The organism is Anabaena sp. UHCC 0451 (assembly GCF_034931405.1).
GTDB lineage: Bacteria > Cyanobacteriota > Cyanobacteriia > Cyanobacteriales > Nostocaceae > RDYJ01.
Map to the genome: position 1 here is coordinate 45,426 of NZ_JAYGHA010000034.1, position 15,420 is coordinate 60,845.

Annotated in this window: 18 protein-coding genes; 9 read left to right on the plus strand and 9 right to left on the minus strand. The window is 37.9% G+C overall.

Going from position 1 to position 15,420, the window contains the following annotated elements; translation table 11 throughout:
* Positions 1-57 precede the first annotated feature (57 nt).
* Complete coding sequence (gene eno / locus VB694_RS20940; protein WP_323362266.1) at positions 58-1,347, minus strand: phosphopyruvate hydratase; 1,290 nt, start codon at positions 1,345-1,347, stop codon at positions 58-60.
* 655 nt (positions 1,348-2,002) lie between these two features.
* Here eno and VB694_RS20945 point away from each other — a divergent pair.
* Positions 2,003-2,245 (plus strand): hypothetical protein, encoded by a 243-nt coding sequence (locus tag VB694_RS20945; RefSeq protein WP_323362267.1) that lies wholly within the window; start codon positions 2,003-2,005, stop codon positions 2,243-2,245.
* 253 nt (positions 2,246-2,498) lie between these two features.
* Here the strand turns inward: VB694_RS20945 and VB694_RS20950 are convergent, their stop codons facing one another.
* The 3 genes from VB694_RS20950 to VB694_RS20960 are packed head-to-tail and all read right to left on the minus strand — an operon-like array spanning position 2,499 to position 3,856.
* Positions 2,499-2,834, minus strand: coding sequence for a XisI protein (locus VB694_RS20950; protein WP_323362268.1), 336 nt, complete (start codon positions 2,832-2,834; stop codon positions 2,499-2,501).
* Positions 2,822-3,241: an element excision factor XisH family protein gene (locus VB694_RS20955; RefSeq protein WP_323362269.1), complete on the minus strand. Its 420-nt coding sequence runs from the start codon at positions 3,239-3,241 to the stop codon at positions 2,822-2,824. The genes VB694_RS20950 and VB694_RS20955 overlap by 13 nt, the downstream gene beginning before the upstream one ends.
* Positions 3,242-3,277: 36 nt before the next feature.
* Positions 3,278-3,856, minus strand: coding sequence for a Uma2 family endonuclease (locus VB694_RS20960; RefSeq protein ID WP_323362270.1), 579 nt, complete (start codon positions 3,854-3,856; stop codon positions 3,278-3,280).
* Positions 3,857-4,000: 144 nt separating this feature from the next.
* Between VB694_RS20960 and gloA the strand changes: the two genes are divergently transcribed.
* The 3 genes from gloA (at position 4,001) to VB694_RS20975 (ending at position 7,952) form a co-directional block, all read left to right on the plus strand.
* Positions 4,001-4,435, plus strand: coding sequence for a lactoylglutathione lyase (gene gloA / locus VB694_RS20965; protein WP_323362271.1), 435 nt, complete (start codon positions 4,001-4,003; stop codon positions 4,433-4,435).
* 169 nt (positions 4,436-4,604) lie between these two features.
* Positions 4,605-7,289 (plus strand): ATP-dependent chaperone ClpB, encoded by a 2,685-nt coding sequence (gene clpB / locus VB694_RS20970; RefSeq protein WP_323362272.1) that lies wholly within the window; start codon positions 4,605-4,607, stop codon positions 7,287-7,289.
* 87 nt (positions 7,290-7,376) lie between these two features.
* On the plus strand, positions 7,377-7,952 hold the full coding sequence (locus VB694_RS20975; protein ID WP_323362273.1) for a Uma2 family endonuclease: 576 nt from the start codon (positions 7,377-7,379) through the stop codon (positions 7,950-7,952).
* 241 nt (positions 7,953-8,193) lie between these two features.
* On the opposite strand, the gene VB694_RS20980 is transcribed toward VB694_RS20975, so the two are convergent.
* Together VB694_RS20980 and VB694_RS20985 are read right to left on the minus strand one after the other, a co-directional pair.
* Positions 8,194-8,493: a hypothetical protein gene (locus VB694_RS20980; RefSeq protein WP_323362274.1), complete on the minus strand. Its 300-nt coding sequence runs from the start codon at positions 8,491-8,493 to the stop codon at positions 8,194-8,196.
* 25 nt (positions 8,494-8,518) lie between these two features.
* Positions 8,519-8,716 (minus strand): hypothetical protein, encoded by a 198-nt coding sequence (locus VB694_RS20985; RefSeq protein WP_323362275.1) that lies wholly within the window; start codon positions 8,714-8,716, stop codon positions 8,519-8,521.
* Positions 8,717-8,965: 249 nt separating this feature from the next.
* Here VB694_RS20985 and htpG point away from each other — a divergent pair, with 249 nt between their 5' ends.
* The 3 genes from htpG (at position 8,966) to VB694_RS21000 (ending at position 11,710) form a co-directional block, all read left to right on the plus strand.
* Complete coding sequence (htpG, locus tag VB694_RS20990; RefSeq protein ID WP_323362276.1) at positions 8,966-10,933, plus strand: molecular chaperone HtpG; 1,968 nt, start codon at positions 8,966-8,968, stop codon at positions 10,931-10,933.
* A 312-nt stretch (positions 10,934-11,245) separates the two neighbouring features.
* Positions 11,246-11,470 carry a hypothetical protein gene (locus VB694_RS20995; protein ID WP_323362277.1) on the plus strand — a complete coding sequence of 75 codons (225 nt, stop codon included), beginning with the start codon at positions 11,246-11,248 and terminating at the stop codon, positions 11,468-11,470.
* Between the two features lie 96 nt (positions 11,471-11,566).
* Positions 11,567-11,710 carry a type II toxin-antitoxin system HicA family toxin gene (locus tag VB694_RS21000; protein WP_323362284.1) on the plus strand — a complete coding sequence of 48 codons (144 nt, stop codon included), beginning with the start codon at positions 11,567-11,569 and terminating at the stop codon, positions 11,708-11,710.
* Between the two features lie 627 nt (positions 11,711-12,337).
* On the opposite strand, the gene VB694_RS21005 is transcribed toward VB694_RS21000, so the two are convergent.
* On the minus strand, positions 12,338-13,585 hold the full coding sequence (locus VB694_RS21005; RefSeq protein ID WP_323362278.1) for a Rid family detoxifying hydrolase: 1,248 nt from the start codon (positions 13,583-13,585) through the stop codon (positions 12,338-12,340).
* A gap of 155 nt (positions 13,586-13,740) precedes the next feature.
* On the opposite strand from VB694_RS21005, the gene VB694_RS21010 reads away from it, so the two are divergent.
* Complete coding sequence (locus VB694_RS21010; RefSeq protein WP_323362279.1) at positions 13,741-13,935, plus strand: ribbon-helix-helix domain-containing protein; 195 nt, start codon at positions 13,741-13,743, stop codon at positions 13,933-13,935.
* Positions 13,932-14,384, plus strand: coding sequence for a 6-aminohexanoate hydrolase (locus tag VB694_RS21015; RefSeq protein ID WP_323362280.1), 453 nt, complete (start codon positions 13,932-13,934; stop codon positions 14,382-14,384). Before VB694_RS21010 ends, VB694_RS21015 begins: the two co-directional genes overlap by 4 nt.
* A gap of 86 nt (positions 14,385-14,470) precedes the next feature.
* Here the strand turns inward: VB694_RS21015 and VB694_RS21020 are convergent, their stop codons facing one another.
* Positions 14,471-14,902, minus strand: coding sequence for an NUDIX hydrolase (locus VB694_RS21020; protein WP_323362281.1), 432 nt, complete (start codon positions 14,900-14,902; stop codon positions 14,471-14,473).
* A 23-nt stretch (positions 14,903-14,925) separates the two neighbouring features.
* On the minus strand, positions 14,926-15,420 hold a 495-nt coding region (locus VB694_RS21025; protein ID WP_323362282.1), incomplete at its 5' end, for a bacteriohemerythrin.

The following is a 15,420-nucleotide window of genomic DNA, read 5'->3' on the forward strand; positions in this document are numbered from 1 at the left end:
TATTTATTAAGCCTCTTGCCTTCTTTTTACTGTCACCTGTCACCTGTCACCTGTAACCTATTTTGGTCCTAAACCAACAGTACCAGCATAGACGGCGCGATCGCCTAATTCATGCTCAATTCTGAGTAAACGATTGTATTTTGCTACCCGTTCACTGCGACACAGAGAACCGGTTTTAATTTGACCGGCGCGAGTAGCTACAGCTAAATCAGCAATGGTTGTATCTTCAGTTTCACCGGAACGATGGCTAATAACTGAGCGGAAACCGTTGCGAGTTGCTAAATCAATGGTTTCCAAAGTTTCAGTTAGTGAACCGATTTGATTTAACTTAATCAAAATCGAGTTAGCGGCTTTTTGTTCAATGCCTTTTTGTAAGCGGGTGGCGTTGGTGACAAATAAATCATCACCCACCAACTGCACTTTTGAACCCAATTTTTGAGTTAGTAATTGCCAACTTTGCCAATCTTCTTCATGTAAACCATCTTCAATGGAAACGATGGGATATTGGTCAACCAACTGACCTAAATAATCAATAAACTCATTTGGTGAGTGGGGTTTACCATCATAGACATACTGGCCATTTTTGTAAAATTCACTTGCAGCCACATCTAAAGCTAAGGCTACATCTTCACCAGGTTTGTAACCAGCTTGTTTAATCGCCGCTACCAGCAATTCTAAAGCCACTTGGTTAGATTCTAGATTCGGTGCAAAACCACCTTCATCACCTACACCAGTCAGCAAACCTTTATCATCTAAGACTTTGCTGAGAGTTGCAAATACTTCCGCACCCCAGCGCAAAGCTTCTTTGAAAGAAGGAGCACCAATAGGGACAATCATAAACTCTTGGAAATCAACGTTATTGGATGCGTGCGCTCCCCCGTTGATGACATTCATTAAGGGGACTGGCAATAAATTCGCCAAAGGTCCACCTAAATAACGGTAGAGAGGAATATCTAAAGACTCCGCACCAGCCTTTGCAGCCGCCAGGGAAATCCCCAAAATTGCATTTGCTCCCAAATTCGCTTTATTGGGTGAACCGTCTAGGGAAATCATCAATCTATCTAAGGCTTCTTGGTTGAGAGCGTCCAAACCTAGTAATTTGGGGGCTAGTACCTCATTGACATTCTGCACCGCCTTGAGTACCCCTTTGCCTCCATAACGGCTTTTATCGCCATCACGCAATTCATGAGCCTCAAATGTGCCTGTGGAAGCCCCGCTGGGAACTTGTGCTACTCCGATAGCGCCGTTAGCCAAATGGACTTCGGCTTCAACTGTGGGTTTTCCGCGTGAGTCGAGGATTTCGCGGGATACAATTGCTTCAATGGCGGTATCTAGATATTTCGTCATGCGTTGTTTGTCCTTTGTTCTCAGTGTGCAGTCAGGGTTTAACTTTTACAGTTTACTAATAACCCAATCGTTAGCTTATGCTGATAACAGAATTTTTTGCCTGAGATTAAAGAAGATTTCCGAGTTTGAGTTAACTCATGGGAAAGTCGATGAGTTTCTGATAGCGCCCTGTGGCATTATCCATAACCTGCGGAATACTAGTAAATGTATAAATTACTTCAATAAATTACTTAATTAATTTTTTTAAGCATTTAACCGTATAGTTGCTAAAAAAGATAGACACTTGTATATTATATAAATGTAGAAGACTGGTATAAATACTTTCGGTAACAATGCTTGGACGTTGACAACACCCATAATCAAGTTAATGTCAAAGTAAATCTTAGTTGCTGGTAAGCATAAAAACGCAATTACCATAGAATAGCCTATGACTGAAAATGATGAACAGGAACTTAATAAACTACTAGCAAAACCCGATAGTGAGTTGATTAAGGACATTCTTGAATACAATCAAATTTCATCTTTTGTATTATCTGGAGTGCTAACCGTAAGCCTACGTAATGAATCGTTAGGATATTTTAAATCTGTTCTTATAACGGACGAGAAATAAAATATCCTATGTAATGATTTAACTGGTGAAAATAAGCCAGTAAAAATGACAAATTATGGAGGGGATAAAATTTATTTTGGTGAAGAAGAAGATCAAAAACCTACATTTCCATTTCACAAATATGGATATATTACCCACAAACCAAATTTTACAGATAACCTAAAAAAATCAATTGGAATGGCTTTTGAGTATCTTTTAGAAAGTCATAAAAATGCAAACAATGGAACTACAAAAGATCCAAAACCTACTAATGATTTATTTTGTTTGAATTGTGGCGGAAAAAAATAGACATTCTCACGCATAGAAGGGGTGAAAACAAATTTTATTACACGGCAACTTGTAAATCAAAAGAATGTGGACACCAAATACACTTAGACTATTGTTGGAATTGTTCAACCAAATTATTTAAACATGGCTCTTATTGGGACTATCATAAAACATCTATTTGGAGTAGCTTTGATATTCATTGTCCCAATTGCAGTAAGGCATTTGCAGATAAACTGATTTTTGACATCTGACGCACCCTATTAATGACTGTGTTTTAAGCTACAGAAAAATCACTAAACTGACGATATTCAGGACGAATAAACCCTAAAATAACATCATCCTTTGCTACTCCTAATTCCAATAATTCCGCAGTTATCCCCCCTTCTGTACCATCCCATTCAATGCAGATTTTACCATCAATAATTCGCAGATGAAACACTACTGCATGAACTCTACCTGGTTTATCCCAACCGATATCCATTAACAAATAATTATCAGATTCTTGATCACAAATACACAAAGCCTCAATTTTGCCATGACTAGGTTTATATTCAGCGTGTTTTTTCACAATACTAACTATAATTTTCCTGTATTTATCTAACTTATCCATTGTATAATTACCTCCTGAATTGGGTCAAAAATAATGTAATTAATCTGCTGTTGATCACTTAAAATATCTTGAATAGCTGGTTTTAGAAAAAAGTCTTGATAAGCAGCTTCAGGAATCGCTAAATATAATTTACGTTCTGGATTAATTCTTTTTATTAAACTAACATAAATATTATATTGTCCTAATGTTTTTTCTAATTCTGTAATTAAAGAAGGGCTGTTAAAAACCTTTATTTCAATCACGATCTTTTGTTGCATCTTTTGGGCAGCAAATAACTTTTCTGCTCCTAAATCAGCATATAAACGCAAACCTTTATACTCCAGTATAAATGGATCGTCGGTAATTAACCATCCATCTTTAGTTAGAGCATTTTTAACTTGATTGTGAAATAAATCGTATTGTGGCATTGCTAAATCAAAAATGAATTGTTGTTAATTCAATAACTACCAAATTTTCCCCATCTTCAAAACAAAACCCGGTAAAATAGGTTCACAACTAACAGTATCAGGATTTTCTAAACATTCTTCTATTTGTCCAGGACGATAAATATAAACTCGGCGATTTTTGCGGTCAATCAATAAACCTAACTGTATTCCTGGTTCTTGCATATATTCCTGCATTTTATCTTTTAAAGGCTGCAAGTTATCAGAAGCAGACCTCAATTCAATCACAAAATCAGGACAAATAGGTGCAAACTTTTTTTGTTGTTCTGGTGTGAGTACATTCCATCTTTCAAGTTTTATCCAAGCAGCATCAGGAGAACGTTCTGCACCTGTAGAAAGTTTAAAACCTGCACTGGAAGAAAATGCTATTCCTGTACCATCTTCATCTGTCCAGTTCATTACTTGCTGGATGATTCTACCTTCTCTATTTCCACTTTCTGAACCTGTTGGTGGCATAATTGATATCTCTCCAAATTGATTTCTCTCAATGCGTAAATCACGATTTAATTGACAGAACTCAAAAAATTGTTCGTCTGTCATTGATGATGGCATTTGCAACATTAAGGGAGATGAAAGCATAATTATTTACTCCATCTAAATTGAAAATAATTATATCACAAATGGTATCGGTTTAATAAGTATTAAGAAGATTCTAAATATTGGCTAGGGTGGGGTGCTGATTCTAATGAGATATAAAATATAATAGTTAAACAAAAGGTGAATATGCGATTACTACACACCATGTTGCGGGTAGGCAACCTAGAAGAGTCCTTAAAATTTTACTGCGATTTCCTGGGAATGAAATTACTCCGACGTAAAGATTATCCAGGTGGGGAATTTACCCTGGCTTTTGTTGGTTATGGAGAGGAAAGCGACCACACGGTGCTAGAATTAACTTATAACTGGGGCGTAGAAAAATATGATTTGGGTACAGCCTATGGTCATATCGCACTGGGAGTAGATGACATTTACTCTACCTGTGAGGAAATTAGAAACCGTGGTGGTAAAGTAGTCAGGGAACCAGGTCCGATGAAACACGGTTCAACAATAATCGCTTTTGTCGAAGATCCCGATGGCTATAAAGTTGAATTGATTCAATTAGCTACTCACAGTACAACAGAAGCAGAAAAATCCCCAGCACAACTTGTAAGTCAGTAATTCTAGTCTGAAGTATCTTATCTTGGAGTAGGGTGGGCTTTGTCCCACCACAACCATCATCCCTGTGATTTGTCTCCGTTTTGCTGATAAACCTGTTATTCTTTCCCAATCACCAATTTATAACCTAAAATCGTCAATCTTATAAAATCTAAAATCTAAAATCTTAAAAATGCAGCCTACAGATCCAAATAAATTTACTGATACAGCCTGGGAAGCAGTGATAAAATCTCAGGATATAGTCCGTGCTTATCAACAACAACAATTAGAAGTAGAACATTTAATTCTTGCCCTTTTAGAAGAGTCTAGCAGCATATCCACAGGTATTCTGGCTCGTGCTGAAATTGATCCTATTCGGTTACAAGAACAGCTAGAAGCTTATACAAAACGGCAGCCGAAAGTAGCAAAAAGTGATCAGCTTTATTTAGGATCTAAGTTAGATTTACTGCTGGATAGAGCCGAGGAAATTCGCGGTAGAATCAAAGATGCGGAAATTTCGGAAGGTCATATTTTCTTAGCTTTTGCGGAAGATGAACGCATTGGAAGACGGATATTTAAAGGCTTAAATGTCGATATTGCTAAGTTAGAAACTGCTGTCAAAACTGTTCGCGTTACTCAAAAGGTGACTGCAAAAGCAGGAGAAAAAGAATCTGCGGATATCAATGAACCAGCTTTAAAACGTTTTGGTAGAGATTTAACAGAACAAGCAAAGGCAGGAAAGTTAGATCCTGTGATTGGGCGTGATGACGAAATTAGGCGAGTAATTCAAGTTTTGTCTCGTCGTAGCAAAAATAACCCTGTTTTGATTGGTGAGCCGGGAGTTGGTAAAACTGCGATCGCCGAAGCTTTAGCCCAAAGAATGGTTAACGGTGACGTTCCTGAGTCTTTGAAAAACCGTCAATTAATATCTTTAGACATCGGTAGTTTAATCGCAGGTGCAAAATACCGTGGTGAATTTGAAGACCGTTTAAAAAATGTCCTCCGGGAAGTTACGGAATCAAACGGTCAGGTAGTTTTATTCATTGATGAACTGCATACCGTTGTTGGTGCAGGTGCTAACCAACAAGGATCAATGGATGCTGGTAATTTACTTAAACCAATGTTGGCACGTGGTGAATTGCGTTGTATCGGTGCAACTACCTTAGATGAATATCGCAAATTCATTGAAAAAGATGCAGCTTTAGAAAGAAGATTTCAACAAGTATATGTAGATCAACCAACCGTAGAAAATACCATTTCGATTTTACGCGGTTTAAAAGAACGTTATGAAGTGCATCATAACGTCAAAATTTCCGATTCCGCTTTAGTGGCAGCAGCTACATTATCAGCGCGTTATATTGCTGATCGGTTTCTACCAGACAAAGCCATTGACTTAGTAGACGAAGCCGCAGCGAAATTAAAAATGGAAATTACCTCCAAACCTGCGGAATTAGAAACCATTGATAGACGCTTGATGCAGCTAGAAATGGAAAAACTGTCATTAGCAGGAGAAGACAATAGTATTTCCCCAACTAGAGAACGATTAGAACGGATTCAGGAAGAAATTGCCACTTTAACAGTTAAACAGCAAATATTTAATGAACAGTGGCAAGGGGAAAAGCAATTATTAGAAGCTATCAGCACTTTAAAGAAAGAAGAAGATGCGCTCAGGGTGCAAATTGAACAAGCTGAAAGAGATTATGATTTAAATAAAGCTGCTCAATTGAAGTATGGCAAATTGGAAGGAGTGCAGAGAGAACGGGAAGTTAAAGAAGCGAAACTCCTAGAAATTCAAAGCCAAGGTTCTACACTGCTACGCGAACAAGTCACAGAAGCCGATATTGCTGAAATAGTCGCCAAATGGACAGGAATTCCTGTAAATCGGCTTTTGGAATCAGAACGGCAGAAATTACTGAAATTAGAAAGTCATTTACACGAGAGAGTTATCGGCCAAGAAGAAGCCGTTTCCGCCGTCTCTGCGGCTATTCGTCGCGCTCGTGCAGGGATGAAAGACCCCTCTCGACCTATTGGTTCATTTTTGTTTATGGGACCAACAGGCGTGGGTAAAACCGAACTCGCTCGCGCTTTAGCTCAATTTCTCTTTGATTCTGATGACGCTTTAGTGCGGCTGGATATGTCCGAGTACATGGAAAAACACTCGGTTTCTCGTTTAGTAGGTGCGCCTCCTGGTTACGTCGGTTATGAAGAAGGTGGTCAACTTTCCGAAGCTATCCGTCGTCATCCCTATTCTGTGGTCCTTTTGGATGAAGTAGAAAAAGCACATCCAGATGTGTTTAATATTCTGCTTCAGGTGTTAGATGACGGTAGAGTTACTGATTCCCAAGGACGGGCTGTAGATTTCCGTAATACAGTTATAGTCATGACTAGCAACATCGGCAGTGAACATATTTTGGATGTTTCTGGTGATGACTCCAAGTATGATATGATGCGAAATAAAGTAATGGAAGGTCTAAGAAGTCACTTCCGTCCTGAATTTCTCAACCGTGTCGATGATTTAATTCTCTTCCACACCCTCAGTCGTTCAGAAATGCGGCATATTATCCGTATTCAACTGAAACGGGTCGAAAAACTCCTGCAAGAGCAAAAAATCTCCTTTGAGATATCCCAAGCAGCTTGTGACCATCTTGTTGAAGCTGGATATGATCCAGTTTATGGCGCACGTCCGTTGAAAAGGTCTATTCAGCGCGAAGTCGAAAACCCGCTTGCTACCAAGTTATTAGAGAATACCTTTATTTCTGGTGACACAATCATCATTGAAAAAGGTGAACATGGGTTAACTTTCAGCAAAAAAGCACCAATAAAGGTGTCACTGGTGCAAAATACTGTGAAGTTATTGGAAGCATCCTCTGAAGTGTAAGTTTATATATCTTGTAGGGGTGAATAGGATAATTAACCCCACAAGATTGTGTTGCATTACCTAATATATTTACCGAGGTGATTTTCTATGATTGCAAATCCTAGTTATAACTATATTTCTCCTGAAGAATATTTAGAATTAGAAGAAACAAGCCCTATCAAACATGAATACAGACAGGGACAAGTTTACGCAATGGCTGGTGCTAGTAATACTCATGTAATTATTACTCTCAATATTGCTTCAAGGTTAAGAAATCATCTGCGCGGAAAAGGTTGTCAGACTTATATTTCCGACACAAAAGTGCACATTGAAACAATGGATATTTATTATTATCCTGATGTCATTGTTAGTTGTGATTCAAGAGATAAAGCCTTTAATAACTTTTTACGTTATCCCTGTTTAATTATCGAAGTTTTATCTCCGACTACAGAAGCTTTTGATAGAGGTGATAAATTTGCTGACTATCGTAATTTAGAATCACTTCAGGAATATGTGTTAGTCAGTCAAAATAAAATTAATGTAGAAGTTTTTCGTCGTAATTCAGAAGGACAATGGGTATTGTATAGTTACGGAAAGGAGGAAAATTTACACTTAGCAAGTGTAGATTTTCAATGTTCTATAAATGATGTTTATGAAGATGTGAATTTTGAATCTCCCTCTTAAATGTGGCAAAGGCTGAAAATACATCATAAAAATATTTTGTTCACGACTGATGAAAAATCTCTCAGCAACCCTCTTTTCTTTGTGTCCTTTGCGGTTAGTTTTTCATCATTAAAGATAACTCCTAATTCCAAACAAAAATTGTTGGGTTGCGCTTTGCTTAACCCAACCTACTTTTACCACAAATTGTTTCGGGTAACACATATTTAATTTCAGGAATATCTATTGTATAGAGTATTCCATATTAGTTAATTCCACCAGGCAAATATAGCTTATCACCAGGTAGCCTTCTATCCTGAATTTCTTTTCTGTTATCAGCTAAAACCTGCTCTAATCTTTCACCAAATTTTTGGTTATATTCTTCTTCGGTGCGTTTAAATTTAAAGGCTGTATCCGCTCGTCGTTCAATTGATTCTGCTAGTGAAGCTTGGATTATAGCCTGTGCTATTTGATTACCTTTGATAGCATGATAGAGCCAATATGATGTAGCTAATTTTATAGGTACTGATTTGATGTAGCCACCATATTCTTCTACCTCAATCATTGGACTTTGTAGCCAGTTTTTATTCTTATAAGGCAAAGCCTTGCGGGGATTCTCCTCCCAAAAAACTTAGTAAGTCATTATTCGGTTGATCAACAACGGAGGTGATGGATTCCCAGTATAACTTATAACTCCTATCAGGCATTTGATAAACATCTAAAGGGATAGAGCCTAGATAAATAGTGCTTTTTTCGGCTTTTTTCATCATTTTTTCAGGCTTTGACATATTCTGTTTGATTTACAGTTTGTGCTTTTTTATTTTTGCATAATACAACTTAGTAGTATATTTCACATTTATAAACCGGCAAAAACCACACCTATAAATTTTTCTTAACCATTCCCTAGTCCCCAATCCCTAACATGGTAGTGTAATCCGAATCATAATTAAGAGGTATTCCTTACCTCAAAAAAGACATATATCGACGAAAATTGATTCTCAGGATTATCAGCAAGCAAGTACAACAGACGGTTAACTATGCTAGAACAAGGTACTATCAGTATACATACTGAAAATATTTTCCCAATTATCAAAAAATCTCTCTATTCAGATCACCAAATCTTCTTGCGAGAATTGGTATCCAACGCCGTAGATGCGATTCAAAAATTAAAAATGGTAGCCCGTGCTGGTGAGTATAATGGAGACATTGGCGAAGACGAAATTGCGATCGCCATTGATAAAGATAACAAAACTCTCTCCATCTCCGATAATGGTATCGGCATGACAGCGGAAGAAGTCAAAAAATACATTAACCAAGTCGCTTTTTCCAGTGCGGAAGAATTTATTCACAAATATGAAGGAAAAGCCGATCAACCAATTATCGGTCATTTTGGTTTAGGTTTCTATTCTTCCTTCATGGTGGCGAAAAAAGTAGACATTGATACCCTCTCCTACAAAGAAGGTTCTCAAGCTGTTCATTGGACTTGTGACGGTTCACCAGCGTTTACCTTATCAGACTCAAACCGCACCACTCGCGGGACTACGATTACCCTCACTCTCGAAGGTGAAGAAGAAGAATTTTTAGAAGCAGCCAGAATTAGAAATCTGGTCAAAACTTACTGCGACTTCATGCCAGTACCAATTAAACTGGAAGGGGAAGTATTAAATAAACAGAAAGCAGCTTGGCGGGAATCTCCTAGCAATTTAACAGATGAAGATTATCTAGAATTTTACCGCTATCTTTATCCTTTTCAAGAGGAACCTTTGTTATGGGTGCATTTGAATACTGATTATCCGTTTATGATGAACGGGATTATGTATTTCCCGAAAATGCGTCCTGATGTAGATGTAACCAAAGGACAAATTAAGTTATTCTGCAATCAGGTTTTTGTCAGTGATAACTGTGAAGAAATTATCCCCCAATTTTTACTACCAATGCGGGGTGTAATTGATAGTACAGATATTCCTTTGAACGTTTCTCGTAGTGCATTACAAGGCGATCGCACCGTTAAAAGAATAGGAGATTATATCGCTAAAAAAGTCGGCGATAGACTCAAAGAATTATACCGTGACAACCGCGAACAATACATCAATGCTTGGAAAGATTTAGGCACATTCGTTAAATTTGGTGTTCTCAACGACGAGAAATTTAAAAAACAAGTCGAAGATATTCTCATCTTCCGCAGCACTGCAACACTAGAAACAAAACCCGCAGAAACACCCGCAGTAGAAGTCCAATCTTCTGATAGTGATGTTTGGCAAGATGTGACTTCAGGTACAACCACCAGTCTACCTTACACCACCATCAAAGAATATCTAGAACGCAACAAAGAACGCCACGAAAATAAAGTTTTTTACTGTACCGATGAAGCCGGTCAAGCCACATACATCGCATTACATAAAAACCAAGGTTTAGAAGTCCTATTTATGGACTCTTTCATTGATACCCACTTTATTAACTTCCTAGAAAGAGAATATCAAGATGTTAAATTTACACGGGTAGACTCTGACCTTGATAATACCTTATTAGATGATAAATCAGGGGAAATTGTTGACCCCACAACTAACAAAACCAAGAGTGAAATTATCAAAGAATTATTTGAAAAATCACTCAACAAACCAAAAGTTAACATTCGTACCGAAGCCTTAAAATCAGACGATCCCCAAGGAACACCACCAGCAATGGTATTGTTACCAGAAATTCTCCGTCGTCTGCGGGATATGAACGCCATGATGCAACAGCAAAACGCAGAGTTTCCCGAAGATCATATTTTGTTAGTAAATACTGCCCATCCCTTGATTCAAAACCTTTTAACTATCAATCAAGGTAGCATTATTCAAGGTGATGGTGAATCACCCTCAGAACAGTTAACAAAAATGATTTGTCAGCACGTTTATGATTTGGCGTTGATGTCTCAAAAAGGCTTTGATGCTGAAGGTATGAAATCCTTTGTAGAAAGGTCTAATGAGGTGTTGACTAAGCTTACAGAACAAGCGAGTAAGTAAGATTTAGATCCCCGACTTCTTTTATTTATTGCGTACATAAATGACAAATTGATCTTAGAAGTCGGGGATCTGGGTACTAATTACATTAGAGATTTTCTTTCGTGATTGGTTTCACCATTTTAGCTGTTTCCCAAAAATGATCATCTAATTCGGGAATATCGGAGGTATCAATAGCAGAATTTGGGATATTTTGAATTTATTCAAGACGTTTCTGCGAGATATTCATAGTAGTATTGTTTCCATTTTTTCTATTTCCTTAGATATCAGTTAAACTAAATTTAGTCTATTTTAAATACTATGCAAATTAAGGATATGAAACAAATCAAAATTATTGTCGAAAAACATTCTGATGGTTATATTGCCTATCCCTTGGGTATTAAAGGTGTTATCGTGGGAGAAGGTGATACTTATGAAGCAGCTTTAGTTGATGTAAAATCTGCTATTCGATGTCATATAGAAGAATTTGGACAGGAAGTTTTAGAAGATGAATCACCTATTTTAGAAGCTTTTGTAGCAGAAGCAGAGGTAGCTATCTAATGCCCAAATTCCCTGTAGATGCACCAAAAACAAAAGTGATCAGGACATTAGAAATCCTGGGATTTATTATTGTTAGGGAAAAGAGAACATATTGTGATGGTGAGAGAAAATGAAGATGGAACAAAAACGCCATTAACTATGCCAAATCATCCCCAGATTAAAAGTTCAACATTGAGGTCTATTTGTACTCAGGCTGGAATATCTAGAGAAGAATTTTTAGCAGCATATCAAGACATATAGCAATCCTAAATTAGTTATGAACAACAAGATCCCCGACTTCTGTGATCAATTTATCATTTATGGACATAATTAATGAAAGAAGTCGGGGATCTGACTCTTGCAGTGTTCACAAATCAAATAGGATTGCTATATTACCAGTTTTATATTGAGTGCCAGGTATCGAAAACCGCACCCCCCGAAGTATAAAAATTTATCCTAGCTAATCGTTGTGGTTACAGGGTTGGCGATGCGGTTTTTTAATGCCATGCTCTTTTTAGCTTTTCTCATCAGTGCCAGGGCGAATAGAGAACCGACTGTGGGGATGGTTGCGCCTCCGGGAATGTCGAAGGGGACGGGGGTAGCTTGTATGGTAGCGATAGCGTACGTACGTACATCACTAGAAGAAAACAAAGCACTAGACACAGCAGAGTTAGCAACAGAAGAAGACATCGAATCCCACATACTAAACGATGCCTAGTATCTTCACTGAAAATTTATGTGAATTTTTATAAGGATTTTGTCATGTAAAAATCCCGTTTTCTCGTTCCCATACTCTGTATAGGAATGAATTTAGGAGGACACACCGAATGATAAAACTCTTGTGGTGCGGGCATCTTGCCCGCTAATAGTATACTTGAGAAAAATCTGCTAACTAATTACAGCAATACATTCAATCTCTACCAGTACATCTTTAGGTAAACGCGACACCTGCACACAAGCACGCGCAGGGGCTGTATCTTCAGAAAAATATTTTGCATAAACCGCATTTACAGCGGCAAAATCATTCATATCAACTAAAAATACACCAGTTTTCACCACATCATTAAAAGTAGCGCCGGCTTCTTTCAGGATAGCTTCAATATTTCTCATCACCTGTTCCGTTTGCTTGGTGACATCATCTGTATAAACCACATCACCCAAACGGGGATCAATGGCAATTTGTCCAGCTACAAACAACATTTGTCCAGAAGCAAGAATAGCTTGATTATACGGTCCAACTGGTGCGGGTGCTTTATCAGTACGGATAACTTTACGAGTCATAACAATCTCTTTTGGTAAGGGTGCATCTGATTTACCGAAGTCTAAATCAACATCTGTTGTATAAACTTCTCCATCTGGCATTATCGCACCTGTGAGGTCAGCATTTTTAAAGGTTGCACCATAGATATTTGCGCCGGTTAAATCTGCTCTTCTCAAGTTTGCACCATCGAGATTTGCTTTCATTAAATCGGTTTTTTGCAAATCTGCTCTTTCTAAATTTATTTCTTGTAAACAAGCTTTTCGGAAATTTACACTATTTAGGTTTGCTGCACCCAAATCAGCATTAGCCAAATTTAGACCTGATAAATCTTTATTTTGTAGATTAACACCTCGAATCTTTGAACCTTGAAAATTGGTATTTTTTAGTGCTGCATTATTTAGGTTTATTGCTTGACTCAAATCACAATTAGTCAAGTTAGCGTTAGTAAAATTGGCGGAATTTAGGTTAGTTCTGGCTAAGTTTGTATCTATTAGAGAAGCTTCAGTAAAATTTGCCGATTGTAGTGTAGCATCTCTCAAGTTAGCATGATCCAATTGAGCGTTACTGAAATTTGCATGATCTAGATTTGCTTTGCAAAAATTGGCATTATTCAAATCTACCCAAGACAAAATTAAACCAGAACTATTTACCAACTCACTTAAATTAGCATTTTTTAAAGATGCTCTGGTGAGGTTTGCTTGTTGAAGATTTGCTTTACTCAAGTTAGCCTCATTCAAATCTGCTCCTGTCAAATCTGAATTTCTTAAATCTACACCAATCAGATTTGCACCTGTAAGGTCTATACCTCTAAGATTTTGCCCCTTAAAATCCCGGTGTCCTGCGGCGTATTTCTCTAAAAGTTCTTTAGCGTCCATAAATCACCATTAAATACTCATATAAGTATAAAACAATGCTTAACGCTAAATTACAGGTATTGAGAGCGATGTTGTCTAGTGAGCAATAATAGTGCTACACTAGCACTAGCTAACACTGTATGACAAGGGGAGCGAAATCAAGAGAAAATTAACACATGGAAATATTAAGCAGTGCTGTTATGACCCAAGGAAAAAGACTCAACATATATTTCACCGATGAAGATGATTTAAAGCTTTATGCAGAAATATCAACAGCAGCGAAAAACGAAAAACGCTCTATGAGTCAGATGGTGAAAATACTCGTCAGTGATGGACTAGCTAACCGCCAAAAACAAAAAGAACTAACATGACCACAGAACAAAGGCTTGACCGTGTAGAAAGTGAATTTGCTACCATCCGTCAACTGTTAACCTCAGCCGCTACCTATGCTGAATCAGCTAATCGACGAATTGATGAGTTAGGTGTAAAACAAGACCGTACCCAAATCATGCTGGATGAATTAGGTACAAAACAAGACCGTACCCAGGCACAACTTGATCAGCTAGGGCTAAAAGTTGACCAATTATCAAATCGAGTTGATGAGTTTGTCTTTCATACCCAACGCTTATTTAACAAAGCAGGTAGTGAAACAGAAGAAACAAAAGCACGAACTGAACGATTAGAAGCATTAATGTTAAAACTTGACCGGAACTATGAAGAGCAAAAATCACAGTTTCAAGAATTCCAACGTTCAACTAACGCAGCTTTGGAACGAATTGATAGAGTTTTAGACTATCTTTTAAGGCAGTCTGGGAGTTAGAAGGCTTAGGTTTAGTAATGCTAAACTCCCACATTTTTCTTCCTTTCTTCTCTCTGCGACCTCTGCGCCTCTGCGGTTCGTTTATCTTACCCCAACCTGGGACGAATCCCATAATGCCTATACCGCCAATAATCCTGCAAAATCCGGTCATGGTCAAAACATAGATTACTCGGCACACACCAAGGCTCAAAAATCCCCACATCCTTAGCATCATCACCAGCTACAGGTTCACCCGTTGCAGTCGCCAAAAACACAAGGCTAATCGTATGTTGACGGCGATCGCGACTAGGATCAGAATAAACCAAAAACTGCTCAATCAACTCTATTTTTAAACCTATTTCTTCCTCAGCTTCCCGTCTTGCAGCCACTTCCACCGGTTCACCATAATCCACAAAACCACCAGGTATAGCCCATCCTAACGGTTCATTATGTCTTTCAATCAGAATAATCGGGCGATGGGGTCGATCAATTAATTCGATAATAATATCAACCGTAGGTGCAGGATTTCTGTAGCTCATTGTTATTTTTGAAGTGGCTTAACCTAATGTTTTTTGGCGTTTTTTCGTAGAAAGGCACTCATTTTTTGGTCTTCATCTTTGATATGCTGAATCAGCCAATCTGTCAAAAAATGGGATACGCTAATAGTAACTTGGGAGCTATCTTGTATCTTTATTTTTTCATTAAACACTTTGACTTGTTCCCGAAGAAGTTCATGTTTTGCCTTATGTTCCGGGTAGCCAGGATAGCCATTTTTCACCATCACTTCTTCTTCTGTTTCAAAATGAATAGTTGTGTAGATTTTCAGAATATCTAAAGTTCTTTCGAGTAATTCTGCTCCTCTTCCTGCCAGCATGGCACTATTGAGGGCATTAATAGCATGGAAGAGACTTTGATGCTGATTATCAATGAGTATATAGCCTGTTTCATACTCAGGTCGCCATTGGGCAATTTCTATTTTGGAAGCACAAGAAACAAAGGATGGAATATCGTCAGGTTTAGATTCACTCCAATGACCATGACGGCAAAATACAATGGG

What these genes read in the sequence shown, in the direction of transcription:
- clpB (WP_323362272.1), top strand. Translation starts at nt 4,605, where the DNA reads ATGCAGCCTACAGATCCAAATAAATTTACTGATACAGCCTGGGAAGCA.
- VB694_RS21000 (WP_323362284.1), top strand. Translation starts at nt 11,567, where the DNA reads ATGGTGAGAGAAAATGAAGATGGAACAAAAACGCCATTAACTATGCCA.
- VB694_RS20980 (WP_323362274.1), bottom strand. Translation starts at nt 8,493, where the DNA reads ATGATTGAGGTAGAAGAATATGGTGGCTACATCAAATCAGTACCTATA.
- gloA (WP_323362271.1), top strand. Translation starts at nt 4,001, where the DNA reads ATGCGATTACTACACACCATGTTGCGGGTAGGCAACCTAGAAGAGTCC.
- VB694_RS21015 (WP_323362280.1), top strand. Translation starts at nt 13,932, where the DNA reads ATGACCACAGAACAAAGGCTTGACCGTGTAGAAAGTGAATTTGCTACC.
- VB694_RS20985 (WP_323362275.1), bottom strand. Translation starts at nt 8,716, where the DNA reads ATGTCAAAGCCTGAAAAAATGATGAAAAAAGCCGAAAAAAGCACTATT.
- VB694_RS20945 (WP_323362267.1), top strand. Translation starts at nt 2,003, where the DNA reads ATGACAAATTATGGAGGGGATAAAATTTATTTTGGTGAAGAAGAAGAT.
- VB694_RS20950 (WP_323362268.1), bottom strand. Translation starts at nt 2,834, where the DNA reads ATGGATAAGTTAGATAAATACAGGAAAATTATAGTTAGTATTGTGAAA.
- VB694_RS20995 (WP_323362277.1), top strand. Translation starts at nt 11,246, where the DNA reads ATGAAACAAATCAAAATTATTGTCGAAAAACATTCTGATGGTTATATT.
- VB694_RS20960 (WP_323362270.1), bottom strand. Translation starts at nt 3,856, where the DNA reads ATGCTTTCATCTCCCTTAATGTTGCAAATGCCATCATCAATGACAGAC.
- VB694_RS21005 (WP_323362278.1), bottom strand. Translation starts at nt 13,585, where the DNA reads ATGGACGCTAAAGAACTTTTAGAGAAATACGCCGCAGGACACCGGGAT.
- htpG (WP_323362276.1), top strand. Translation starts at nt 8,966, where the DNA reads ATGCTAGAACAAGGTACTATCAGTATACATACTGAAAATATTTTCCCA.
- VB694_RS20955 (WP_323362269.1), bottom strand. Translation starts at nt 3,241, where the DNA reads ATGCCACAATACGATTTATTTCACAATCAAGTTAAAAATGCTCTAACT.
- VB694_RS21020 (WP_323362281.1), bottom strand. Translation starts at nt 14,902, where the DNA reads ATGAGCTACAGAAATCCTGCACCTACGGTTGATATTATTATCGAATTA.
- eno (WP_323362266.1), bottom strand. Translation starts at nt 1,347, where the DNA reads ATGACGAAATATCTAGATACCGCCATTGAAGCAATTGTATCCCGCGAA.
- VB694_RS20975 (WP_323362273.1), top strand. Translation starts at nt 7,377, where the DNA reads ATGATTGCAAATCCTAGTTATAACTATATTTCTCCTGAAGAATATTTA.
- VB694_RS21010 (WP_323362279.1), top strand. Translation starts at nt 13,741, where the DNA reads ATGGAAATATTAAGCAGTGCTGTTATGACCCAAGGAAAAAGACTCAAC.